Raw genomic sequence first — 15,962 nt, 5'->3', positions numbered from 1 at the left:
GAAACCGCTGTTGGCACCCATCAGCTTGGGATAACTTCATGACATGCTCTACGCTATAGGTTATTCAGCACGATTCCTATCCAATCACTTTCTACAACTATACGTGACTAATTCTCTCTAGTATCTACCAGGAATAGTATCTAGAAGCTTGGATTCTATTCAACCCCATCCCAGAGATATTGAAGCATGACACCTACAGTCGACACAAATAAACCGAGAATTCCAATAAACATTCCTGGTTCAATGAATTGGGAGAGATCCGATTCGAGTAACAGAATCCCAAAGGCAATCAATGCAATTCCGTAGACTGTAATTGTTTTCATGTCTACACATATCAACTCTTGCTATTTATGTTCTCCGGATTAATAATTATCTCACGTCATGTCACACCATTAAGTTTAAAATATTGGATATCACAGTGATGAGTGTGGTGCAAAAAAGAACCTCCCGAAGAACCGCTCTGAAGCTTATAGGATCTGCTACTGCGCTATCATTATGTGGTGGCGTAAGTGCAAATAGTGACCCTCCAGCCACAGTTATCGAGTACAAAAAAGGAGACAGCAATAATCCAATTAAAAATGAAGATATTCGAGAAATGCGTCAAACTGCTGTAGAGAAATCCGAGGTTGCCTCATCGAAAGAAAAGAAGGAACAAAACGATAATAACGAAAAGGAGAAAGTTAGCACTCAAGTAGACAGGATTGATGATATGAAAATGCTTGGAAATATCAAGACATATTCTTCCCAAGCAATTACTGGATATGCTATTGCTATAAAAAATAGAACGCCAGTTGAAAAGATCGTTTCCGAACCTGAAAACGTAAGTAAGTCAGTTACGCTACAATCCGAGTCAGACAGTTTGCCCAAACCATCGCACAAGTCTATTGATAAATTTATAAAGAAGCATTCAAACGAGGGTGACGTGAAGATACAGCAACAAGGGGCAAGTGAAACTGAGCCTAGGGGGAAAACTACTAAAATTGGGACAATAAACCATGAAATATTCTGCTATGATTTCGATGTTAACCCAACCGAAGTTGCTGGAAGACTAAGTACGTGGGTGGAAGCATGGAAGATTGATGCTGAAGAAGACGCATACTTGGTAAGTTTACTCGGTAAACAAATTCCAGCGAGCTATGATAATTTTGATTATGGATTTGGTGACACAATTAAATTGAAAGACAAGACCTCCAACTTCAGATCTTGGCTGAAGCAGAAGTGGACCAAATCTGACCTAGGCGACCCACAAATAAAAGATAGAGAACCAAAAGGCAACGTAACAGGGTCTGTTGACACTAGTTTGAGCATCTCTGTTGGAGCTAGTGGCGGCGATCCGGGTGCTACGGCAGGGCTCAGTGTCGATATAGATACACCCTACGTGGAGCGAACAGAACAATCAACAGTCGGCCGTGATGTAAAACAAAAGTATAGATATCCACACAAGTATTTCAACAAGGACGCGACGAAGGTCCCAGTGTCATTGTATTCTCTAGGCTACGGACATCTGTCAAAAGATCCCGCTGATAGCAAAACGCTATTGAAGACAGAAATGAAAGGGGAGTGGTTAGGTCCGGGTGATTTCAATAAGACAGAAAAAAGTGAGATTGACGCCACTATCAGAAAGTTGGACCAACCGGTGCAATAGCACTCTAGCTACAGTATCCCACAGGGCCGGTGGTTGAGAAATCTGCTTGCTGCGAATTTACCACGTTTCCGCGATATGAGTGTTTACAAATGTACACTGGTAGCACTGTCTAGTTAGTGACACTGAACTGGAATTCGTTCATCGAGCGCTCAATGCCGTCGTTGGAAGTTATAGTATTGCGCAAATTCCATCAGTCACTTGATGCTGCTCCACCGACAGAAAAAGACGCTGAGCATGATGTTTTCGGGTAGTATTCGGTATTCCTAACAAACACTAGCAGCTCCTATTTTGCCGAACACGGTATCGTAGAAGATTGAGAGCGGGTACAGGTCGATAAAGCGATTCATGGCCGCGACGACGTCGAAGGATTTCGGGTTGCGGTTCTTCTGTTTCGCGTTCGCGTGCCTCCTGTACTCGATCTGGGGTAGCGCGGTGTCGAGTGGCTACACTGTTGACCATCTTCGGAATTCGGCAATATAGCTAGTAGTGCAACAAGAACGGGTGATTGAGAGTAAATCTGAACCTGTTTCCGATCACTTAATCGTCCAAATACACGCATTACAGCCTCGCTAAACCCGCTGTAGTCTCAACTTCCCACCGTGGTGTAGTCCGAAATAGCGATCCCAATGCGTGGGATTCCACGGAGAACTGAACGACCGCATTGTTGTGATCGTTAGTCTCTATGAATGGCCTGAGTGGCGTGTGGGCCATCGCGACAGTCGATGGCCCACACAGCCACGACCCGTGCAGAAGCATTCGAACCGCTTCACGAGAAATCAGACAAGCACGCCCGCCTAGTCTGGGGACTCCAGACTGAAGATGGGTCACAGAAACCGTTGTCCAAACGCGCCTTCCACCTCGCAACGCACTGGTTTGGTCACGATGAACACAATGATGTTGAGGCCTTTCTGGCCTGGTTACCGATCACGATTGGCGGCACGCCAATCGATGATCCGTACCCGCAATGGCACGCCAATACGACCGATTTCGATCTTGTCACCCGACTTCACTTGATCCGGCTCTATCATAACTGGAATCATGAAACCGCGCTCTGCCAGTACCTTGACGCCGAGCCGTCGCTACTCGACGCGCTCGGCGTCGATTCTCGCCCCGACCAGTCAACGCTGTACAACGCTTGGCACGAACGATTTACCGAGCAGTTCCGTGAGGAACTGCGAGCGACTATCAAACAGGTCGTCCGCGTTGCCAAGATCCGCCGAGTCGATGTTGCTGACCGGATGTCTACGGCTGACGAAGCCACTGAAGAAGACGAGGAACCCAGTGCCAGCTCCCAACGAAAACACGCTCGGGAGACGACCAAGCAGATCTGGCAGACAGCTAAACCACTTGTCGGGCCGGTCGTCGATTTCGACCGGCCCGACGAGACCCAGATACACGATAACGCCTTTCTGGAGTTACACACGTTCCTGGGCTGTCGAGAAGACCTCTACGCGGAGACTGGTGCTAACGACTTTGTTGAAGACTCGACCCGGGACCGCACGCCAACTGGATCGTATCACCGCAACTCTATTCGCGACCTCTCAATCCAACAGCACCGCCAAAACCACCGCGCGGCGATGACCAATGTCATCGCTCGCGCCAGACAAGCGGGACTGCTTACCGGCAAGCAGACCGTTGCAATCGACATCACCGAGGGAAAGAAATTCTGGGGAGAACGCGATACAACGGAGCTACAGACACAGATTATTGGAACAAAAGAAGACAATCGGGAGGTCGCGTACCAGTACGCGACCGTCCAACTGGTCGGTAACGACCTCCCAATCGTTCTTGATGCAGTGCCAGTCGTCAAAGGAATGGCTCGCGACGAAATCGTCGATAAGTTGCTCACGCACGCAACAGAGATGGTCACTATCGATCTTGTTCTCATGGACCGTGAGTTCCAGCACGACGCCATTAAGGAAGTTTGCGAAAAGCACGGCGTTTACTACCTGAATCCGTCGAAAATGTACCGTGAGGAAAAGCTCACAGCAAAGCAGGTAGCCCGTGAAGATACCACGATCCACATTGAATCCGTAGCGGCGGCCGGCCAGCGGCCGCCGCGAAAGCGTCTCTGGGTTCCACGAGCCAACGTGAGAAGCGATGAGATGTTACCCGACGGTGGAACAACCGAGGAAACCGAGGACGTGTCGGAAGCCGACGAACCGTCGGCTCCCGACGGAGAGACCCAGAAGCAGCGGATTCGTCGTGAAATAGTGGAAGATTTTCTCAAAAGATTCGTAGACATCTCGGAAGAGGAAACCGCCGAATGGGATCTCGGCACGGAGTTCTTGGAGACAGTGGAGGAAAGTGCCTACAGGGAGTCGTATGCCGTCTCCGAGGACGGCATACGACACGTCGTTTTCGAGACGAACCATCCGGATATCGACATTTCAGACGGTAGAGCGAGCGATACAGCAGTAATTCACAAGATAGCACGCTTCACGCGACAGTACGCCAACCGGTGGGGAATCGAAAATGGCTACAAGAAGAGCAAGTCGATGATGGCAGAAACAACCAGTACAGACCACAGCTACCGATTTTTCAATTTCATCTTCGCCTGTTTGTTGTACTCGCTATGGCGGCTCATCGATGTGCTGGTGAAACGCTCGCTCGGCGACGAGCGAGCGGGGACCTGCGTACGTGCATCAACGTTCCTCACCATTGCCAAGCAGGATCTTGGCCTCGGACCACCAGAATAATCACCTGATTCCCGTGGAGTTTGCCCGGCGGGCCAGCGGCAGCGCTGGCCCGCCTGAGAGGATTTCCGGCAGTCGTCGACTCCAGTTGTCACGTCACGGCTGACAGACTCATCACGCGCCGATTTCGCGTTATCTTCGACCCACCGTAACCGCTGAAACGTCTGAAATCCCGCGCATCAGCCGGCCTATCTTGGAGTCCTCCACCGTGAAATTAGATATAGCGATATGCACTTTATCAACATCGGTATCTCAATTCTAAGCACTATAGAGGTGCTGAGACGCGAGAATTCTTGTTTTGAGATTAGGTTTGTATTATAATATTAAGCACCACCAGTTTTACCCGGACCGCCGCTGTACGGGAAGCATGGATCGGCTTCCGCCTGCATACGACGCTACTCCCGGGGTGATGCCCTCGAAGAAGCCATCGAGAAACGACTAGTCGATATCGACTCCGGGCGCTACCAAACGAACGTCGCCAGCGTGCTGCGGAAGTTCGCAGCTTGGTCCCGGGACCAGCACGGTATCTCCAGTCCCGAGGATATCGACGACGACCTTTGTCGGCAGTACGCTCGTGACCTCGCCCGGGCCGACGACAGAGACGATATCTCACCAGAAACCGCCCGACGCTACTTCGCCTACGTCCGCTCGTTTCTGACGTGGGCCGTCTACGAGAGTCTGATTCCGACGAACCCAGCCAAGACCAACCACGCCGAAGGCCCGCTGCCAACCGACGAGACTGAAACAGACCAGCAGTACTGGACGACACGCGACCGCGATGCTATTTGCGCTACTGCGACCGCCCGCGTCGACGACGCCGGCGAAAGCGATGACGTCGACCGCACGGCGGCCTACCGCGACCAAGCACTCGTCTTCCTCCTCGCCTACTCCGGTGCGCGTAGTGCAGAACTGGTCGCTGTTTCTGATGATGAAGAACGGAACGGCCTGCGGTGGCGTCACGTCGATCTCGACGCCGGCACGATGCAAGTATTCGGCAAGAACCGCACCCGCGAGTCTGCGCCGATCCTCGACGATGCTATCCGTCCACTCCGGCGCTGGAAGCAACTTCGAGAGCCCGACGAGAATGAAGCTGTGTTTCCCAGACTCGACAACGCGGCAAAAGCACTTGACCCGACGCCGTCGATCACAACGCAGTCGGCTCGGGATATCCTCGCCAAACTCTGTGAGTGGTCCGACTACGAGTTCGAGGAGCCACTGAAGCCACACGGTGCCCGCCGTGGCCTCGGGCGGGAGATCTATCGCGAGAATCCACAGCTGGCGCAAGATGTACTCCGGCACAAGTCTATCGAGACGACCCACAAAGGCTACGCACAGGAGGCCGCAAAGCGGACACGCGATGAAGCGAACGATATCATTGGAAAGCAGTGAAAGATACAGCTACTGCAAAGGGTGCTGAGTAGTTCGGGCTCTGGAGTGCGATCCGTGCCTGTCACCCCAGATCACAATTACGGGTTCAGTCACATTCGCGATTTTTCACTCGTGGTCAAGGCGAATAGAGCTTGGCCTCGGGCGATTTACGCTGACTTGCACGCTTTAATCACAACTTCAGGGTCGTCAACAAGTTGGTTTACTGTGTGTGCGCCCTTGCCCTTTCCCCGCCCTTTGCGCTCCTGCTCAACGAGCGAGAGAAACGCAAGTTCGGAGAGTAGATCCCGAACACGTCGCACTTTCAGTGGATCAACTCCATTGCTCTCACACAGGCGTTCATACACCGAATAGACGCTTTTCGTTGGGATTGGAGGATTCTTACCTGACGTATCCTGTACTTGTAACGCAAGCGACTGTAACAGGTATTTTGAGTGTTCTGGCTGCTTGGCAATGAGCTCAGAAAGTCTAGCCTGCTCTTCACGGTCATGCGCCTCATCAACATATTCGATTTTTACTGTATCATCGTCGTGTTCGTCGGCAATCTCCCCAGCATATCGGAGGATATCGATTGCCTTGCGCGCGTCTCCATGTTCCTTCGCCGCGAGTGCTGCTACTTTCGGGATAACATCTTCATCTAGAACACCCTCACGAAAAGCATCGGAACGAGATTTGAGGATCTCCCGGAGCTGGTTCGCATCATACGGTGGGAAAACGAAGTCTCGTTCCGACAGGCTTGATTTGACTCGTTCATTGAGAGAGTCTTTGTAACGGATCTTGTTACTGATACCAATCACACCAAGAGTACTTTCTGTCACCTTGCCTGCTTCGGCAGCGCGTGACAGTTGCATTAGAACGTTGTCACCTTCTAATTTATCTATTTCGTCAAGAATAATGATTCCAACATCCAGCCGTGCATCAAGAATATCCCAGAGACGGCGGTAATAGTCCGAGGTACTCACCCCAGTATGTGGAACTGTTATTTCTGTCTCTTCTGGGCTATTGAGTGCTTGAGCAATTGTGCGGACTGTCTGTGTCTCAGTTGATTCTTGGAAACAGTCAACGTATGCGACGCCGATTTTGACACCGTTGTCGGCGGCCGCCTCAGTGAGATCGCGAGTTATATACTTTGAACACAGGCTTTTGCCCGTACCCGTTTTTCCGTAAACCAATACGTTGTTCGGGGTGTCTCCCCGCTGGGCGTCTTTGATAGCATTAGCGAGCTTTCGAAGTTCAGTGTCGCGTCCGATTATCCGGTCACTCTCCGGAAGGTGGCTCACTCTGAGGAGTTCCTTGTCAGCAAAGATTGGATCTGGATTGCCGAAGAACGACTCAGACTCATTCATACCAACACAATCTCATGGACCTCATATTAATATTGTCCACCACCTTGCCGCTGTAAAACAGGTAAGATTGGTATGCTATATTTGAAAAGTCGTATATCAGTCGCTCAGTTCCCATCTATTGGTGATATCCTACTCCAGGATACTGTATGAATTTAGAAGGTAGTAGTACTCCCACACCCCGTGTTGCCGCTGTAACAGTTGAGATGAGTTTCCAGATGAAAGCGGGCACAATAATGAGTGATAGCATACCTACACGCTATCTACACGCTATCTACACGCGCTTGAACAGATCCTGTGTAGAAGGGGTGAAAACCGGTATTTCACGCTACCGACGCTAAAGCGTCGTTATTTTAGTACGCTAAAGCGTGGTACGGTACCAAACAGCATAGATCATAATAAAACTGATGATGCCTGTCCTAATTTAGTGGCTACGCGGAGTTATCAACTTGATATGGTAACACGCTGTGGCTGCTTTACCGATTCACTTACAGCGGCAATGAGGGGTGTACAAACATGACCTCGCATAAAAATAAGAGACAGGCAACTGTTCTCGATTGTTTACAGCGGCAACGAGGGGTGCGACTGCAGACTAGTCTAATACTAGCGTGTCATAGAGTACGCCACACACCCTCTCCTCCTTGCGATCACCGCGGATGATTTCGCCGTCTGGAAAGTCTTCCAATCTGGTGCCACACTCTGTAAATTACCCCTTATAACCCTGTTCATCGTATTTTGAGACGACCGCGTGAACCACGTTCTCAATCTTGACTGCGGCGTGGCCATTCAGAGTCGGAAGTCATCCAGAAGGCTCACCCGCTCTGTATTGTTGTTCCCACTCGTTTCGAGCAGCTATCTCTCGTTCGCCACGTCGCGTGATTGAGTAGATGTTGGTCCGTCTGTCTTTTTGTGCCTTCTCAACGAGCCCTTTGTCGACAAGTGTGTCAAGGTTCGGGTATAGCCTCCCGTGATGGATTTCTCCCTCGTAGTATTCCTCCATCTCCTCTTTGATCGCGAGGCCATGTGGGCCGTCTAGACCGCACACCACGTACAGTAAATCACGCTGAAAACCGGTGAGGTCAAACATCTCAGGATAACTAACAACTTTGCGCCATTAAGTTTACTGAAATTGACCAAAATCCAGACGCATTGATGGCTAGGACCGGTCTCGAAAGCGGCTGAAATCTGATGTTAAATGGTTGTCAATCCCCGTCTTACTCGCCTGCCTCGTCTTCCCCTGGCTGAACATCCCGAAGCCGGCCACCGATCTCCTGCTCGTACTCTTCCAAGAGCTTGTAGAACTCTGCAATCGTCTCCGCAGCAGTCTCACCCTTCGACTTGATGGTCACTCTGTCTTGATCGCGAGTGTCAGTGCCTCGATCCAACCGTGCTTCCATACTGCATCCAAAGTCCGTTCGTTCGACCTTTTCGACTGAGTCTGGAGCCGTGTCTGGCTCTACATCTGGTTCACTTGACATGGGTCTTCTCGGGACGCTCTCACTGGAACGCCCCGCACCCGACTGGGGCACACAAAACAGCCGTCAATCGCTGCCCTCGAACGCATCCAGACTGGCCTGCTCACTTGGGACAGACGTCGCAACAGGAGATGCTTGGTCTTCCGCGCCCGTGTCTGTCCCCTGCGTTGGACTGGGCTGGTTCTCCGCCTCGACCGTATTCTCGAAGGCGTCGGTCACCCACTCGTGAAGCTCTTCGACCTTCTTCTCGTCTAGCTCGCGAACGCTCCCTCCCAGCAAAGAGTACGAGGTCTGCCACGCTCGCTGGAACTCAACAGTCAGTGAGTCGCCCTGTATGATATAGGCGTCCAGATTCAGGAAACAGCAGTTCAATGCTGTCATTCGAGCACACAGTGGGTCTTTATCTTGCCCGACAAACAGCGCGTCTGGCTGCTTTCGACCGGCGACCAGCAGTGTTCGACCGCTCCCACAGGCTGGATCAAGAACTGTCTGTCTATCATCGGTATCGCTCTCGTCTCCGACGCCGGCGCTCTCGGCCATCGTCTCGCAAATAGAGTGGGGCGTGAAGTGCTGGCCGAACGCATCGCTGGACAGTCCGTATTCCTCGTAGACAGCACCCAGAACGTCAGCGTCGGTGGCTGCCATCCGTTCTTGAAGCTGGCCGAACGCCTTGGCGAAGAGGTCGACCGAGCGCCGTCCTTCTGGATGGTCCATATCGCCGCGTTCGCGATAGTCGTCGACGATCTTCAGATACGGATCGTCTCGGTCCTGCAGTGCGAACAGCATGAGGTTGACCCAGTCTCGGAAGACTGTGTGGGCGCTGTGTCCGCGCTGGCGAATTTGCTCAAGCGTTGCAACAATCTCGTCGACGTCGATCTGTGGCGAAGCCATGCTCTCTCAGCCACCAGAGAGTCACAAAATCTGGCCTGCCGGAGGGCACCGCTCTGGGAATTCTACTCGTGGAATGATCTGGTCAGTACAGGGAATAGAGTTATTAGCCAACAATGACGTTCCTGAAATATGGATTTTGAAAATTTCAAGTCAGAAATTTGTGACAAATATTCGGGGTGTGATGAGTCTACTGCAGAAAAGATCGCAAAGAGAGCAAGGCAGTACCACAGTAAACACAATTCAAACAATACGGCGGAAGACTGGTTATCTATCATGACGAGATACAATCAGCAAGACCCTATAGCTGCTTGGAATTATGCAGTAGGTTGGGCTGACGTTTCCAACTTTGGAGGCAGTAGCCCGTATAAAATCGATTAGGACGCACGCTCACTGAACGGTCGTTTCAATCGCTGTCATGAGTAAAGAAACCGTTCTACAGCGGCTACGACGGGTCGTATAGGTCTTCGACCGAGCGTCGGTAGTAGTCCTGGCTGGAGTCTGGAACGGGATCAGCCTCCTCTGGGTGCTTCGCGATGATGCTGGCGAACTGCTTGGGCGGCTTCCAACTGTCGTCAATTTCGCGGGCCTCCAACTCTTTCAGGACTGCATACTCACCACCAGCGGTGACGTACAGAACGCGAAGCCCCGGTTTCTCACTCAGTGGACCTCTGAGTAGCTTTCCTGTTCGTGTATTGACCAGCCACTCAAGCAAGAGTCCAGCCCGACACTGGATTGCGTACAACTGCACTTCGTTCTCCTCGGGAGATTCTGTGCGACCGTTGTCGGCCCACGATTGGGGCAGCGACCGATTGTCAGTCTCATCTTTCCAGCGCCACTTCAGCTTTTTCGGCCCGGTGTTCCCTCGTCGGTATCCACTACTCATTGTTGGATTCTCTCAGCCACTAGAGAAACACAAAATCCGCTCTGTATCGCTTCTATGGCAACTTTTTTGCTGTTTGAGGGTATATGTGTTAGTACGAGGACTCATCATGAAAACAGCCGAGTCCCCCACTACGACCAGCGAGTATTCGGCCCCAGACCAGTGGATATCCCGCCAGCCCAGTGGCACCCGCGAACTTGACTTCCGGCAGATTCGTGACGACCGATCAGCAACGTGGAACGCCGCCCTCGATGCCAGTGTCGACGTAACGAAAGGTGGTCGCCCGGACCTGTTTCTTGTCTCCGTCGACGACGACTGTCCGGTTAATTGCTCGCTCGCCGAGCATCCCAACGGGATCCACGCCGGCTGGTGCAGCTGCGAGGTCTTCCAGGCGACGACCGTCTGCCCACATCTCTGCGTTCTCCGCCAGCACGCTGCCCTCGGTGATCTTGACCTGCCAATGCGGGACCAGACCTGAAGTACAACTCAGTCGTCGCCCATCGAGATATCAGCCAGCGGCCGAACGTCGACGCGCCCAGTCCGGTCGTGGTCAAGACACTGGCACAGTCGTTCTCGAACCGTCGCCTGCGAACACGGCTCGACATCAACACCTAATCGTGGGTCGTCTCGAATCTGGACGTACTCTGCGTCGACGTCCAACGGCGTGTGCTCGACCCGGCACCAGATTGTCGTCGCTCCAGCCCGGTCTAGATCGGTCACGTACCGAGAAGCCACGGCTTCATGGCGAAGTTCGACGAGGACTCGTTCGACAAACGATGCGACCTTCGTTGGCGACCGTAGCGCTGGGACCGACGCAAAAACACTCGAAGAGTCGTGCTGTGCCGCCGATTCGGGAGTATCAGTAACTGACATATGTCTCTCTCAGGACGTGCTTGCTGGCTCGCCCTGCACCCTCGCCGGGGCACGCAAAACAACGGTCGCGAGCGGTCACGCAACGATATGCTCCTCGATCTCTTGGAACCACTGCCGGGCCGTCGTAATATGCACATCCAGTGGCTCGCAGATCGTCGCTTGCGTGAGCCGGATGTCTGACTCTTTCCCGGCGAGATATAGAGCGCCGGCTGCGATACCGTCTGGTCGTCCATTGACCTCAGTGGACTCGGTCGCCTGCTCCGCTAGTTCGAGCGCCCGCTGGCGAATCTCCGGGGAAACGTTGAATGGAAGGTCTGAACAAATCCGTGCCACCCAGTCCACCGGGAGCGACACTGGGATTGGGAGATCGAGTTCCACCAAGAACGTCCGGTAGCAGTTCCAGACGTGCGATGCAGAACACCGGGCAACATCGGCTACCGTCTCCATCGTCACGAGGCCGTTGCATCGGCAGGCAGCGTATACAGCGGCCGCTGCACCGCCCTCAATCGACCGCCCGATTAGGAGGTCCTTGTCCTGGGCTTCCCTGAAGAACGTGGCTGCCTGCTCTTTCACCGACCGGCTTTCGGACAGCGCACTCGCAATGCGTCGGATTTCGCCAAGCCCGTGAGCGAGATTCCGGTCGCGCTTGCTGGTGAACTTCGACCGGCCGTGGAGTTGTTGCTGGCGAGCAAGCCGTCGACGCCGTCTCGGGGAAATATCTGCACTCTCAACCGAGCCGATGTTCGTCGACAGGCCTCGATCATGCCGAGTGGCTGTTCGGGGCGCACCCGTCCGCTTCTGTTCCTCCTTGTCGTACGTCCGCCATTCCGGCCTGCGGTCAATCCGGTCTTGATCGGTCACCAGGCCACAGTCCTCGCAGTTCGTTTCTCGCCCGGTGCTGTCGAGTTCGCCGCCACACTCGGGACAGCCCGGCGTAGCTGCAGACAACGCTGTCTGGACGGTTTGTGAAGACATATTTCGAGACATCCTCTCACCTGACCAGAGGGTCAGAAAACACACTGCGGCCCCCGGTTAGGCGTCTGGCAGTTTTCCATCCGGGCGCGGGACTCGCTGGGCGTCGATCTCGATCTCGACCCGGCGACGGTGCTTGCACCGCTCGGCCTCATCGGGACAACTGCACGTCTCTTCGAGCACGTCGACCTCGTACCGGCTATCTGATGCTGAGTGAACCTCGTAGCGACCGGGCTTTGCGAGGAAGGAAACGTCGATATCTTCCTGCTTCGCTCGTTTCGTGCGTGGTTCGTCCTCGGAGGTGACAGCCAAGGGGTCCTCTTTGGGGCCCGTGACGCCGCTGTCGTCGAACCGGACCTGCATGACTCCGCCGTCAGCGACTGCCTTGCGGGGTTCGCCGTCGACGTGCAACCCGAACTGGCCATCGAGAGCGTCGTCGTCAACCCACTGCGGGATAGGTCGCTCGCCGGTGGCGAAGGCGACTCGCTTCTGGTGCTTGCACTCCTCGCCGGGGTTGAACTGTTTCCACTTGCATTCGCAACTCCCTGTTCGAGTGTCGACAAGGTACTCTGAGCCAGACCCGGAGTTGACCAGGAAGAGGTCGTCGTCGTTTCGTGCCCGACCAATCGAGTCCATCACGGTCATGACTTCGGTCAGCGCCCGAACGGTCCGGTTGTTCGGGTCAGCCTTCTCCAGTTCGCTCTCGTCGATGCTGCTGGCGTCGCTACGGGATTCTGTGGTAGCCATGAATGACAGGCGGCACGCCCTCTCTGGGACGCCCCTCACCCCGCTGGGGCACAGAAAATTCGGTGGCTAGAGCTTGTGAAAGCGTAACTCTATTTTCGGATAGGAGTGGGCGCTATAGAGAATACAGCCAGCATACGGCAAGAATTTCGAATTCGACAGTATACCATTGTATTATGAGCAGGTTGCATAACAGCACCAAGTCCATAATCAGCTGATGTGGGCCTCAATAGTGCTTACTTCATACGGTTCCACAGTGCTAGAAGTTATCGAAGTGAATTTTTTATATACAAATAAATACGTTTTGATAGGTTATTGGACTTTTTTGAGTGGGTTTCATCACTATCTCGTATAGTTCTGCCCTGTTTCTTTTTCTCCCAATACGGCTCGCCTTCTGTCGGTGCTGGCGGAGTACATGGGTCGTCTACGTATTTTTCCTCATCTACGTCTGGATGCATCGGGTGCTCTTCAGGGGTAGATGTTCTTATTGTATTGATGTTCTTTCCACCATTTCTGCTTGGGATACTATGCCCATGTATTTGTTCGTGGCAGCGTCTACAGACAGTAACTAGATTATACATACGGTGGCTACCTCCCCGAGATTTTGGTACCTTGTGGTGTGCGTGAAGTTCTACGTCCCCCCGACCGCCACCTTGTGCCCCGCACTTTTGACATCGATAATTATCCCGTCTATAGACTTGTTGGCGGCGGTTTTTCCAGTCTGGTGGATAGCCGTTTGACATTCCAACACCCTGTTATGTCATCTATTGTGACCTTTAGCCACAGATTGTATAAATACTTCGTTAGATAGTAGTGGCGGTGTATATACATTTTACTGAGCAGAAGCCAGCATCATGGCTAAAGAAATTGCTTCTCACTGCCCGGTCAGAGTTCCGTCGCCTGCATCTGCTCGTGTGCGTCGGGATTGACCACCGGGATGACGCCCTCGATATCCTCTTTGCCGTACTCCTCACGAATTAGGTCGTGGATATCGTTCGCGAGAGCAACGGCCTCGTCTTGCGTGTTGGAACTCGCCTCGTTCTCAGGAAAGTCTGCTGGCCCGACGCCCTCAACGACGATGAACAGCTGGTCGTCACTCATTGTCGACCGCCTCGACGAGCAGCGTCGTTTCGGGCAGGTCGCCGCGAGAGGTCGACAGGAACTCGGACGTCTCCAGCGTTTCCTCGACCAGCTCGACCAGTTCCTCTGAGACATCGCCAAAGTGAACGATGGCGTCGGGATCGGGGTAGTTGTCGTACTGCTGTGTAGCCGTCTTGTTTGTCTTGTTCTTACTCATAATCAGTCGGCAGAGCGCCCTCAGTGGGACGCCCCGCACCCCACTGGGGCACAGAAATTATACGATGGCTCGTTCCCAGCCATCCGATTCATCGCGATGAGCCTCACCTACCTCCTGAAGCGGGACCGCCGGACCGGCCTGCCGGTCCAAGGTGGAGCGTGTCCCCCGAGCGCTTGCGCTCGGGAACCGTGAGCGTGAGAGTGAGCGAAAGAGTGGCTGGTACGGCTCCTCGATTATTTCGCGATCACGTTCCCGTCCTCGTCGATGGCATACCTGAGTGGGTACACGTTGCCGTCGATATGCGTGGACTTCTTCGGCAGCGTCTCGTTCAGCCACGCTTCCCGGTCGGCGTCGGTCTGGATGTCCTCGTTCGGGGAGTGGACGCTGAACAGGTCCATGCTCACCCAGCGATTGACCGTCAGCTCACCGGACGGGGAATACACCTTCACCCGCTCCTTTTCAGCGTCAACGCCGCTGACAACAACTTCAGGCGCATCTTCGGCTGTTTTCAGTCCATCACCGATATCCACGGCATCAGGGTCGATATCGAGGTCGTCGCACTGCTGTACAGCCGTCTCGTCTGTCTTGTTTTCACACATAGTCGGTAGGCAGAGCGCCTTCTGTGGGACGCCCCTCACCCCGCTGGGGCACAGAAATCACACGATGGCTTGCTCCTCGGCATCCGATTCATCGCGACGGATCTCCCGTGCCCGCTCTCGAAGGCGAGACTGGACTGGCGTCCGGTTCTGGTGCTTGTTCTCGTATGCGAGATACCGCTTGACCGTCTCCATTGAGTGCATGCAGTTGATGCCGGCGACGATTGGCTGGAGATGGTCGGCGTCCAGCAACCGCTCTGGAGGGAGTTTGTCGAGAATTGGATCAGGAGTGTCGCTCATGAATCCTCCTCTTGGAAGTCATCGAGTGTCGTCCTGCGTTTGTACCGACAGCCCGGGTAGTGAGCCAGCAGCGTCTCGTCGACGGCGTCCCAGAACCCGACCTTGTGCGGCGCAACCGACTGCCAGAACCGGGCGCGTGCAAGTGCTGCCGCAACTCGGTGGCGTTCCTCACGACGCCACTGCTCGCGCTCAATCATCGCCATGCCGACGCTCCCTCCGGTCGATCCGCCATGTACGAGCTGGCAAGCTCCAGCCCAGCATCGAGTGACCGGCGCGTCCCGACCAGTTTGGTCGCCCGTTCGAGCGTCCAGCCAGCATCGCTCCGTTTGAGCAGGACTGTGGCTCCGGTGTCGGGGATGTGCCAGCCGATCGTGTCGTTGCCAGCGGCGAGAAATTCCCACTCACCGGCAACTGCTTCTTGTGCCGCGCTCTGCGTGTCAATCAGCACATTCGAGCGTGGGCCACCAGCGCCGAAATCGCCCAACGTGGCCGTTCCTGCTGCGTTCATGCAGCGACCTCCCGGCGGTCCCAACCGGCGAGTTCGGCTTCGATGGCGCTGATGATACTCGTGACCTGTTCCTCTAGCGTGTCTACCTGCGCACCGTCGACGTCCAAGAGCGAACGAAGTTCGAGTACGTCCGGGAGGTCGATACTGTCTGATCGCCGGGCCACCGCACGGAGGACAACCGCTTCAACATCGGCGCTGCCGGACTGCGCTCGAACAGTCGTCGCGATGGACTCGACGAACTTCGGGATGGTTGGCTTCGACAGGTCTTCCGAACGACGGCAGGACATATTTCGAGACATCCTCTCACCCGCCAGAGGGACACAAAATTAGGACTCGCTGCCGCTGTGACTGGAGTT

At 53.9% G+C, this 15,962-nt stretch carries 20 protein-coding genes and 2 pseudogenes; 6 read left to right on the top strand and 16 right to left on the bottom strand.

Annotated elements, in window-relative coordinates; all coding sequences use genetic code 11:
- The first annotated feature begins 421 nt into the window (after positions 1-421).
- From Har1131_RS19370 to Har1131_RS19355, 4 genes and pseudogenes are all read left to right on the top strand, one after another.
- Positions 422-1,645, top strand: coding sequence for a hypothetical protein (locus tag Har1131_RS19370; protein ID WP_151104309.1), 1,224 nt, complete (start codon positions 422-424; stop codon positions 1,643-1,645).
- A 251-nt stretch (positions 1,646-1,896) separates the two neighbouring features.
- A pseudogene (locus tag Har1131_RS22335) lies at positions 1,897-2,068 on the top strand (transposase); the annotation flags it as partial.
- A 299-nt stretch (positions 2,069-2,367) separates the two neighbouring features.
- Positions 2,368-4,344, top strand: coding sequence for a hypothetical protein (locus tag Har1131_RS19360; protein WP_050038584.1), 1,977 nt, complete (start codon positions 2,368-2,370; stop codon positions 4,342-4,344).
- A 364-nt stretch (positions 4,345-4,708) separates the two neighbouring features.
- A pseudogene (locus Har1131_RS19355) lies at positions 4,709-5,730 on the top strand (tyrosine-type recombinase/integrase).
- Positions 5,731-5,876: 146 nt separating this feature from the next.
- Here Har1131_RS19355 and Har1131_RS19350 read toward each other — a convergent pair.
- From Har1131_RS19350 to Har1131_RS19335, 4 genes are all read right to left on the bottom strand, one after another.
- Positions 5,877-7,073: a Cdc6/Cdc18 family protein gene (locus tag Har1131_RS19350; RefSeq protein ID WP_008313473.1), complete on the bottom strand. Its 1,197-nt coding sequence runs from the start codon at positions 7,071-7,073 to the stop codon at positions 5,877-5,879.
- A 796-nt stretch (positions 7,074-7,869) separates the two neighbouring features.
- Positions 7,870-8,157, bottom strand: coding sequence for a PadR family transcriptional regulator (locus Har1131_RS19345; RefSeq protein WP_008313475.1), 288 nt, complete (start codon positions 8,155-8,157; stop codon positions 7,870-7,872).
- 127 nt (positions 8,158-8,284) lie between these two features.
- Positions 8,285-8,548: a hypothetical protein gene (locus Har1131_RS19340; RefSeq protein ID WP_151147787.1), complete on the bottom strand. Its 264-nt coding sequence runs from the start codon at positions 8,546-8,548 to the stop codon at positions 8,285-8,287.
- Positions 8,549-8,611: 63 nt separating this feature from the next.
- Positions 8,612-9,436 (bottom strand): N-6 DNA methylase, encoded by an 825-nt coding sequence (locus tag Har1131_RS19335; protein WP_151147790.1) that lies wholly within the window; start codon positions 9,434-9,436, stop codon positions 8,612-8,614.
- Positions 9,437-9,565: 129 nt separating this feature from the next.
- On the opposite strand from Har1131_RS19335, the gene Har1131_RS19330 reads away from it, so the two are divergent.
- Positions 9,566-9,814, top strand: coding sequence for a hypothetical protein (locus Har1131_RS19330; RefSeq protein WP_147439962.1), 249 nt, complete (start codon positions 9,566-9,568; stop codon positions 9,812-9,814).
- A gap of 64 nt (positions 9,815-9,878) precedes the next feature.
- Here the strand turns inward: Har1131_RS19330 and Har1131_RS19325 are convergent, their stop codons facing one another.
- Positions 9,879-10,319 (bottom strand): hypothetical protein, encoded by a 441-nt coding sequence (locus tag Har1131_RS19325; protein ID WP_058992190.1) that lies wholly within the window; start codon positions 10,317-10,319, stop codon positions 9,879-9,881.
- A 106-nt stretch (positions 10,320-10,425) separates the two neighbouring features.
- Between Har1131_RS19325 and Har1131_RS19320 the strand changes: the two genes are divergently transcribed.
- Entirely contained in the window at positions 10,426-10,794 is a 369-nt protein-coding gene (locus Har1131_RS19320) for a hypothetical protein (protein WP_151147793.1), read from the top strand.
- An 8-nt stretch (positions 10,795-10,802) separates the two neighbouring features.
- On the opposite strand, the gene Har1131_RS19315 is transcribed toward Har1131_RS19320, so the two are convergent.
- The 11 genes from Har1131_RS19315 to Har1131_RS19265 form a co-directional block, all read right to left on the bottom strand.
- A complete protein-coding gene (locus Har1131_RS19315) occupies positions 10,803-11,189 on the bottom strand; it encodes a hypothetical protein (RefSeq protein ID WP_151147796.1) in 387 nt (128 codons plus the stop codon).
- 75 nt (positions 11,190-11,264) lie between these two features.
- Entirely contained in the window at positions 11,265-12,164 is a 900-nt protein-coding gene (locus tag Har1131_RS19310; protein ID WP_151147799.1) for a transcription initiation factor IIB family protein, read from the bottom strand.
- A 57-nt stretch (positions 12,165-12,221) separates the two neighbouring features.
- Positions 12,222-12,908, bottom strand: a complete 687-nt coding sequence (locus Har1131_RS19305) for a hypothetical protein (RefSeq protein ID WP_151147802.1) — start codon at positions 12,906-12,908, stop codon at positions 12,222-12,224.
- 263 nt (positions 12,909-13,171) lie between these two features.
- Entirely contained in the window at positions 13,172-13,648 is a 477-nt protein-coding gene (locus Har1131_RS19300; protein ID WP_151148276.1) for an HNH endonuclease, read from the bottom strand.
- A gap of 142 nt (positions 13,649-13,790) precedes the next feature.
- On the bottom strand, positions 13,791-14,006 hold the full coding sequence (locus Har1131_RS19295; RefSeq protein ID WP_050007934.1) for a hypothetical protein: 216 nt from the start codon (positions 14,004-14,006) through the stop codon (positions 13,791-13,793).
- On the bottom strand, positions 13,999-14,202 hold the full coding sequence (locus Har1131_RS19290; RefSeq protein WP_151147805.1) for a hypothetical protein: 204 nt from the start codon (positions 14,200-14,202) through the stop codon (positions 13,999-14,001). Before Har1131_RS19290 ends, Har1131_RS19295 begins: the two co-directional genes overlap by 8 nt.
- A 233-nt stretch (positions 14,203-14,435) precedes the next feature.
- Positions 14,436-14,801: a hypothetical protein gene (locus Har1131_RS19285; RefSeq protein WP_151147808.1), complete on the bottom strand. Its 366-nt coding sequence runs from the start codon at positions 14,799-14,801 to the stop codon at positions 14,436-14,438.
- A gap of 57 nt (positions 14,802-14,858) precedes the next feature.
- Positions 14,859-15,098 carry a hypothetical protein gene (locus Har1131_RS19280; protein WP_151147811.1) on the bottom strand — a complete coding sequence of 80 codons (240 nt, stop codon included), beginning with the start codon at positions 15,096-15,098 and terminating at the stop codon, positions 14,859-14,861.
- Positions 15,095-15,301, bottom strand: coding sequence for a hypothetical protein (locus tag Har1131_RS19275; RefSeq protein ID WP_151147814.1), 207 nt, complete (start codon positions 15,299-15,301; stop codon positions 15,095-15,097). Before Har1131_RS19275 ends, Har1131_RS19280 begins: the two co-directional genes overlap by 4 nt.
- Complete coding sequence (locus Har1131_RS19270; RefSeq protein WP_151147817.1) at positions 15,292-15,606, bottom strand: hypothetical protein; 315 nt, start codon at positions 15,604-15,606, stop codon at positions 15,292-15,294. The genes Har1131_RS19275 and Har1131_RS19270 overlap by 10 nt, the downstream gene beginning before the upstream one ends.
- Positions 15,603-15,893 (bottom strand): hypothetical protein, encoded by a 291-nt coding sequence (locus tag Har1131_RS19265; RefSeq protein ID WP_151147820.1) that lies wholly within the window; start codon positions 15,891-15,893, stop codon positions 15,603-15,605. The genes Har1131_RS19270 and Har1131_RS19265 overlap by 4 nt, the downstream gene beginning before the upstream one ends.
- Positions 15,894-15,962 lie beyond the last annotated feature (69 nt).

It is taken from the genome of Haloarcula sp. CBA1131 (assembly GCF_008728975.1).
In the GTDB taxonomy this organism is placed as follows: Archaea; Halobacteriota; Halobacteria; order Halobacteriales; family Haloarculaceae; genus Haloarcula; species Haloarcula hispanica.
This window is presented reverse-complemented; position numbering and strand designations above follow the sequence as displayed.

What these genes read in the sequence shown, in the direction of transcription:
- Har1131_RS19350 (WP_008313473.1), bottom strand. Translation starts at nt 7,073, where the DNA reads ATGAATGAGTCTGAGTCGTTCTTCGGCAATCCAGATCCAATCTTTGCT.
- Har1131_RS19330 (WP_147439962.1), top strand. Translation starts at nt 9,566, where the DNA reads ATGGATTTTGAAAATTTCAAGTCAGAAATTTGTGACAAATATTCGGGG.
- Har1131_RS19370 (WP_151104309.1), top strand. Translation starts at nt 422, where the DNA reads ATGAGTGTGGTGCAAAAAAGAACCTCCCGAAGAACCGCTCTGAAGCTT.
- Har1131_RS19295 (WP_050007934.1), bottom strand. Translation starts at nt 14,006, where the DNA reads ATGAGTGACGACCAGCTGTTCATCGTCGTTGAGGGCGTCGGGCCAGCA.
- Har1131_RS19360 (WP_050038584.1), top strand. Translation starts at nt 2,368, where the DNA reads ATGGCCCACACAGCCACGACCCGTGCAGAAGCATTCGAACCGCTTCAC.
- Har1131_RS19285 (WP_151147808.1), bottom strand. Translation starts at nt 14,801, where the DNA reads ATGTGTGAAAACAAGACAGACGAGACGGCTGTACAGCAGTGCGACGAC.
- Har1131_RS19280 (WP_151147811.1), bottom strand. Translation starts at nt 15,098, where the DNA reads ATGAGCGACACTCCTGATCCAATTCTCGACAAACTCCCTCCAGAGCGG.
- Har1131_RS19305 (WP_151147802.1), bottom strand. Translation starts at nt 12,908, where the DNA reads ATGGCTACCACAGAATCCCGTAGCGACGCCAGCAGCATCGACGAGAGC.
- Har1131_RS19315 (WP_151147796.1), bottom strand. Translation starts at nt 11,189, where the DNA reads ATGTCAGTTACTGATACTCCCGAATCGGCGGCACAGCACGACTCTTCG.
- Har1131_RS19310 (WP_151147799.1), bottom strand. Translation starts at nt 12,164, where the DNA reads ATGTCTTCACAAACCGTCCAGACAGCGTTGTCTGCAGCTACGCCGGGC.
- Har1131_RS19270 (WP_151147817.1), bottom strand. Translation starts at nt 15,606, where the DNA reads ATGAACGCAGCAGGAACGGCCACGTTGGGCGATTTCGGCGCTGGTGGC.
- Har1131_RS19275 (WP_151147814.1), bottom strand. Translation starts at nt 15,301, where the DNA reads ATGGCGATGATTGAGCGCGAGCAGTGGCGTCGTGAGGAACGCCACCGA.
- Har1131_RS19340 (WP_151147787.1), bottom strand. Translation starts at nt 8,548, where the DNA reads ATGTCAAGTGAACCAGATGTAGAGCCAGACACGGCTCCAGACTCAGTC.
- Har1131_RS19290 (WP_151147805.1), bottom strand. Translation starts at nt 14,202, where the DNA reads ATGAGTAAGAACAAGACAAACAAGACGGCTACACAGCAGTACGACAAC.
- Har1131_RS19265 (WP_151147820.1), bottom strand. Translation starts at nt 15,893, where the DNA reads ATGTCCTGCCGTCGTTCGGAAGACCTGTCGAAGCCAACCATCCCGAAG.
- Har1131_RS19300 (WP_151148276.1), bottom strand. Translation starts at nt 13,648, where the DNA reads ATGTCAAACGGCTATCCACCAGACTGGAAAAACCGCCGCCAACAAGTC.
- Har1131_RS19335 (WP_151147790.1), bottom strand. Translation starts at nt 9,436, where the DNA reads ATGGCTTCGCCACAGATCGACGTCGACGAGATTGTTGCAACGCTTGAG.
- Har1131_RS19320 (WP_151147793.1), top strand. Translation starts at nt 10,426, where the DNA reads ATGAAAACAGCCGAGTCCCCCACTACGACCAGCGAGTATTCGGCCCCA.
- Har1131_RS19325 (WP_058992190.1), bottom strand. Translation starts at nt 10,319, where the DNA reads ATGAGTAGTGGATACCGACGAGGGAACACCGGGCCGAAAAAGCTGAAG.
- Har1131_RS19345 (WP_008313475.1), bottom strand. Translation starts at nt 8,157, where the DNA reads ATGTTTGACCTCACCGGTTTTCAGCGTGATTTACTGTACGTGGTGTGC.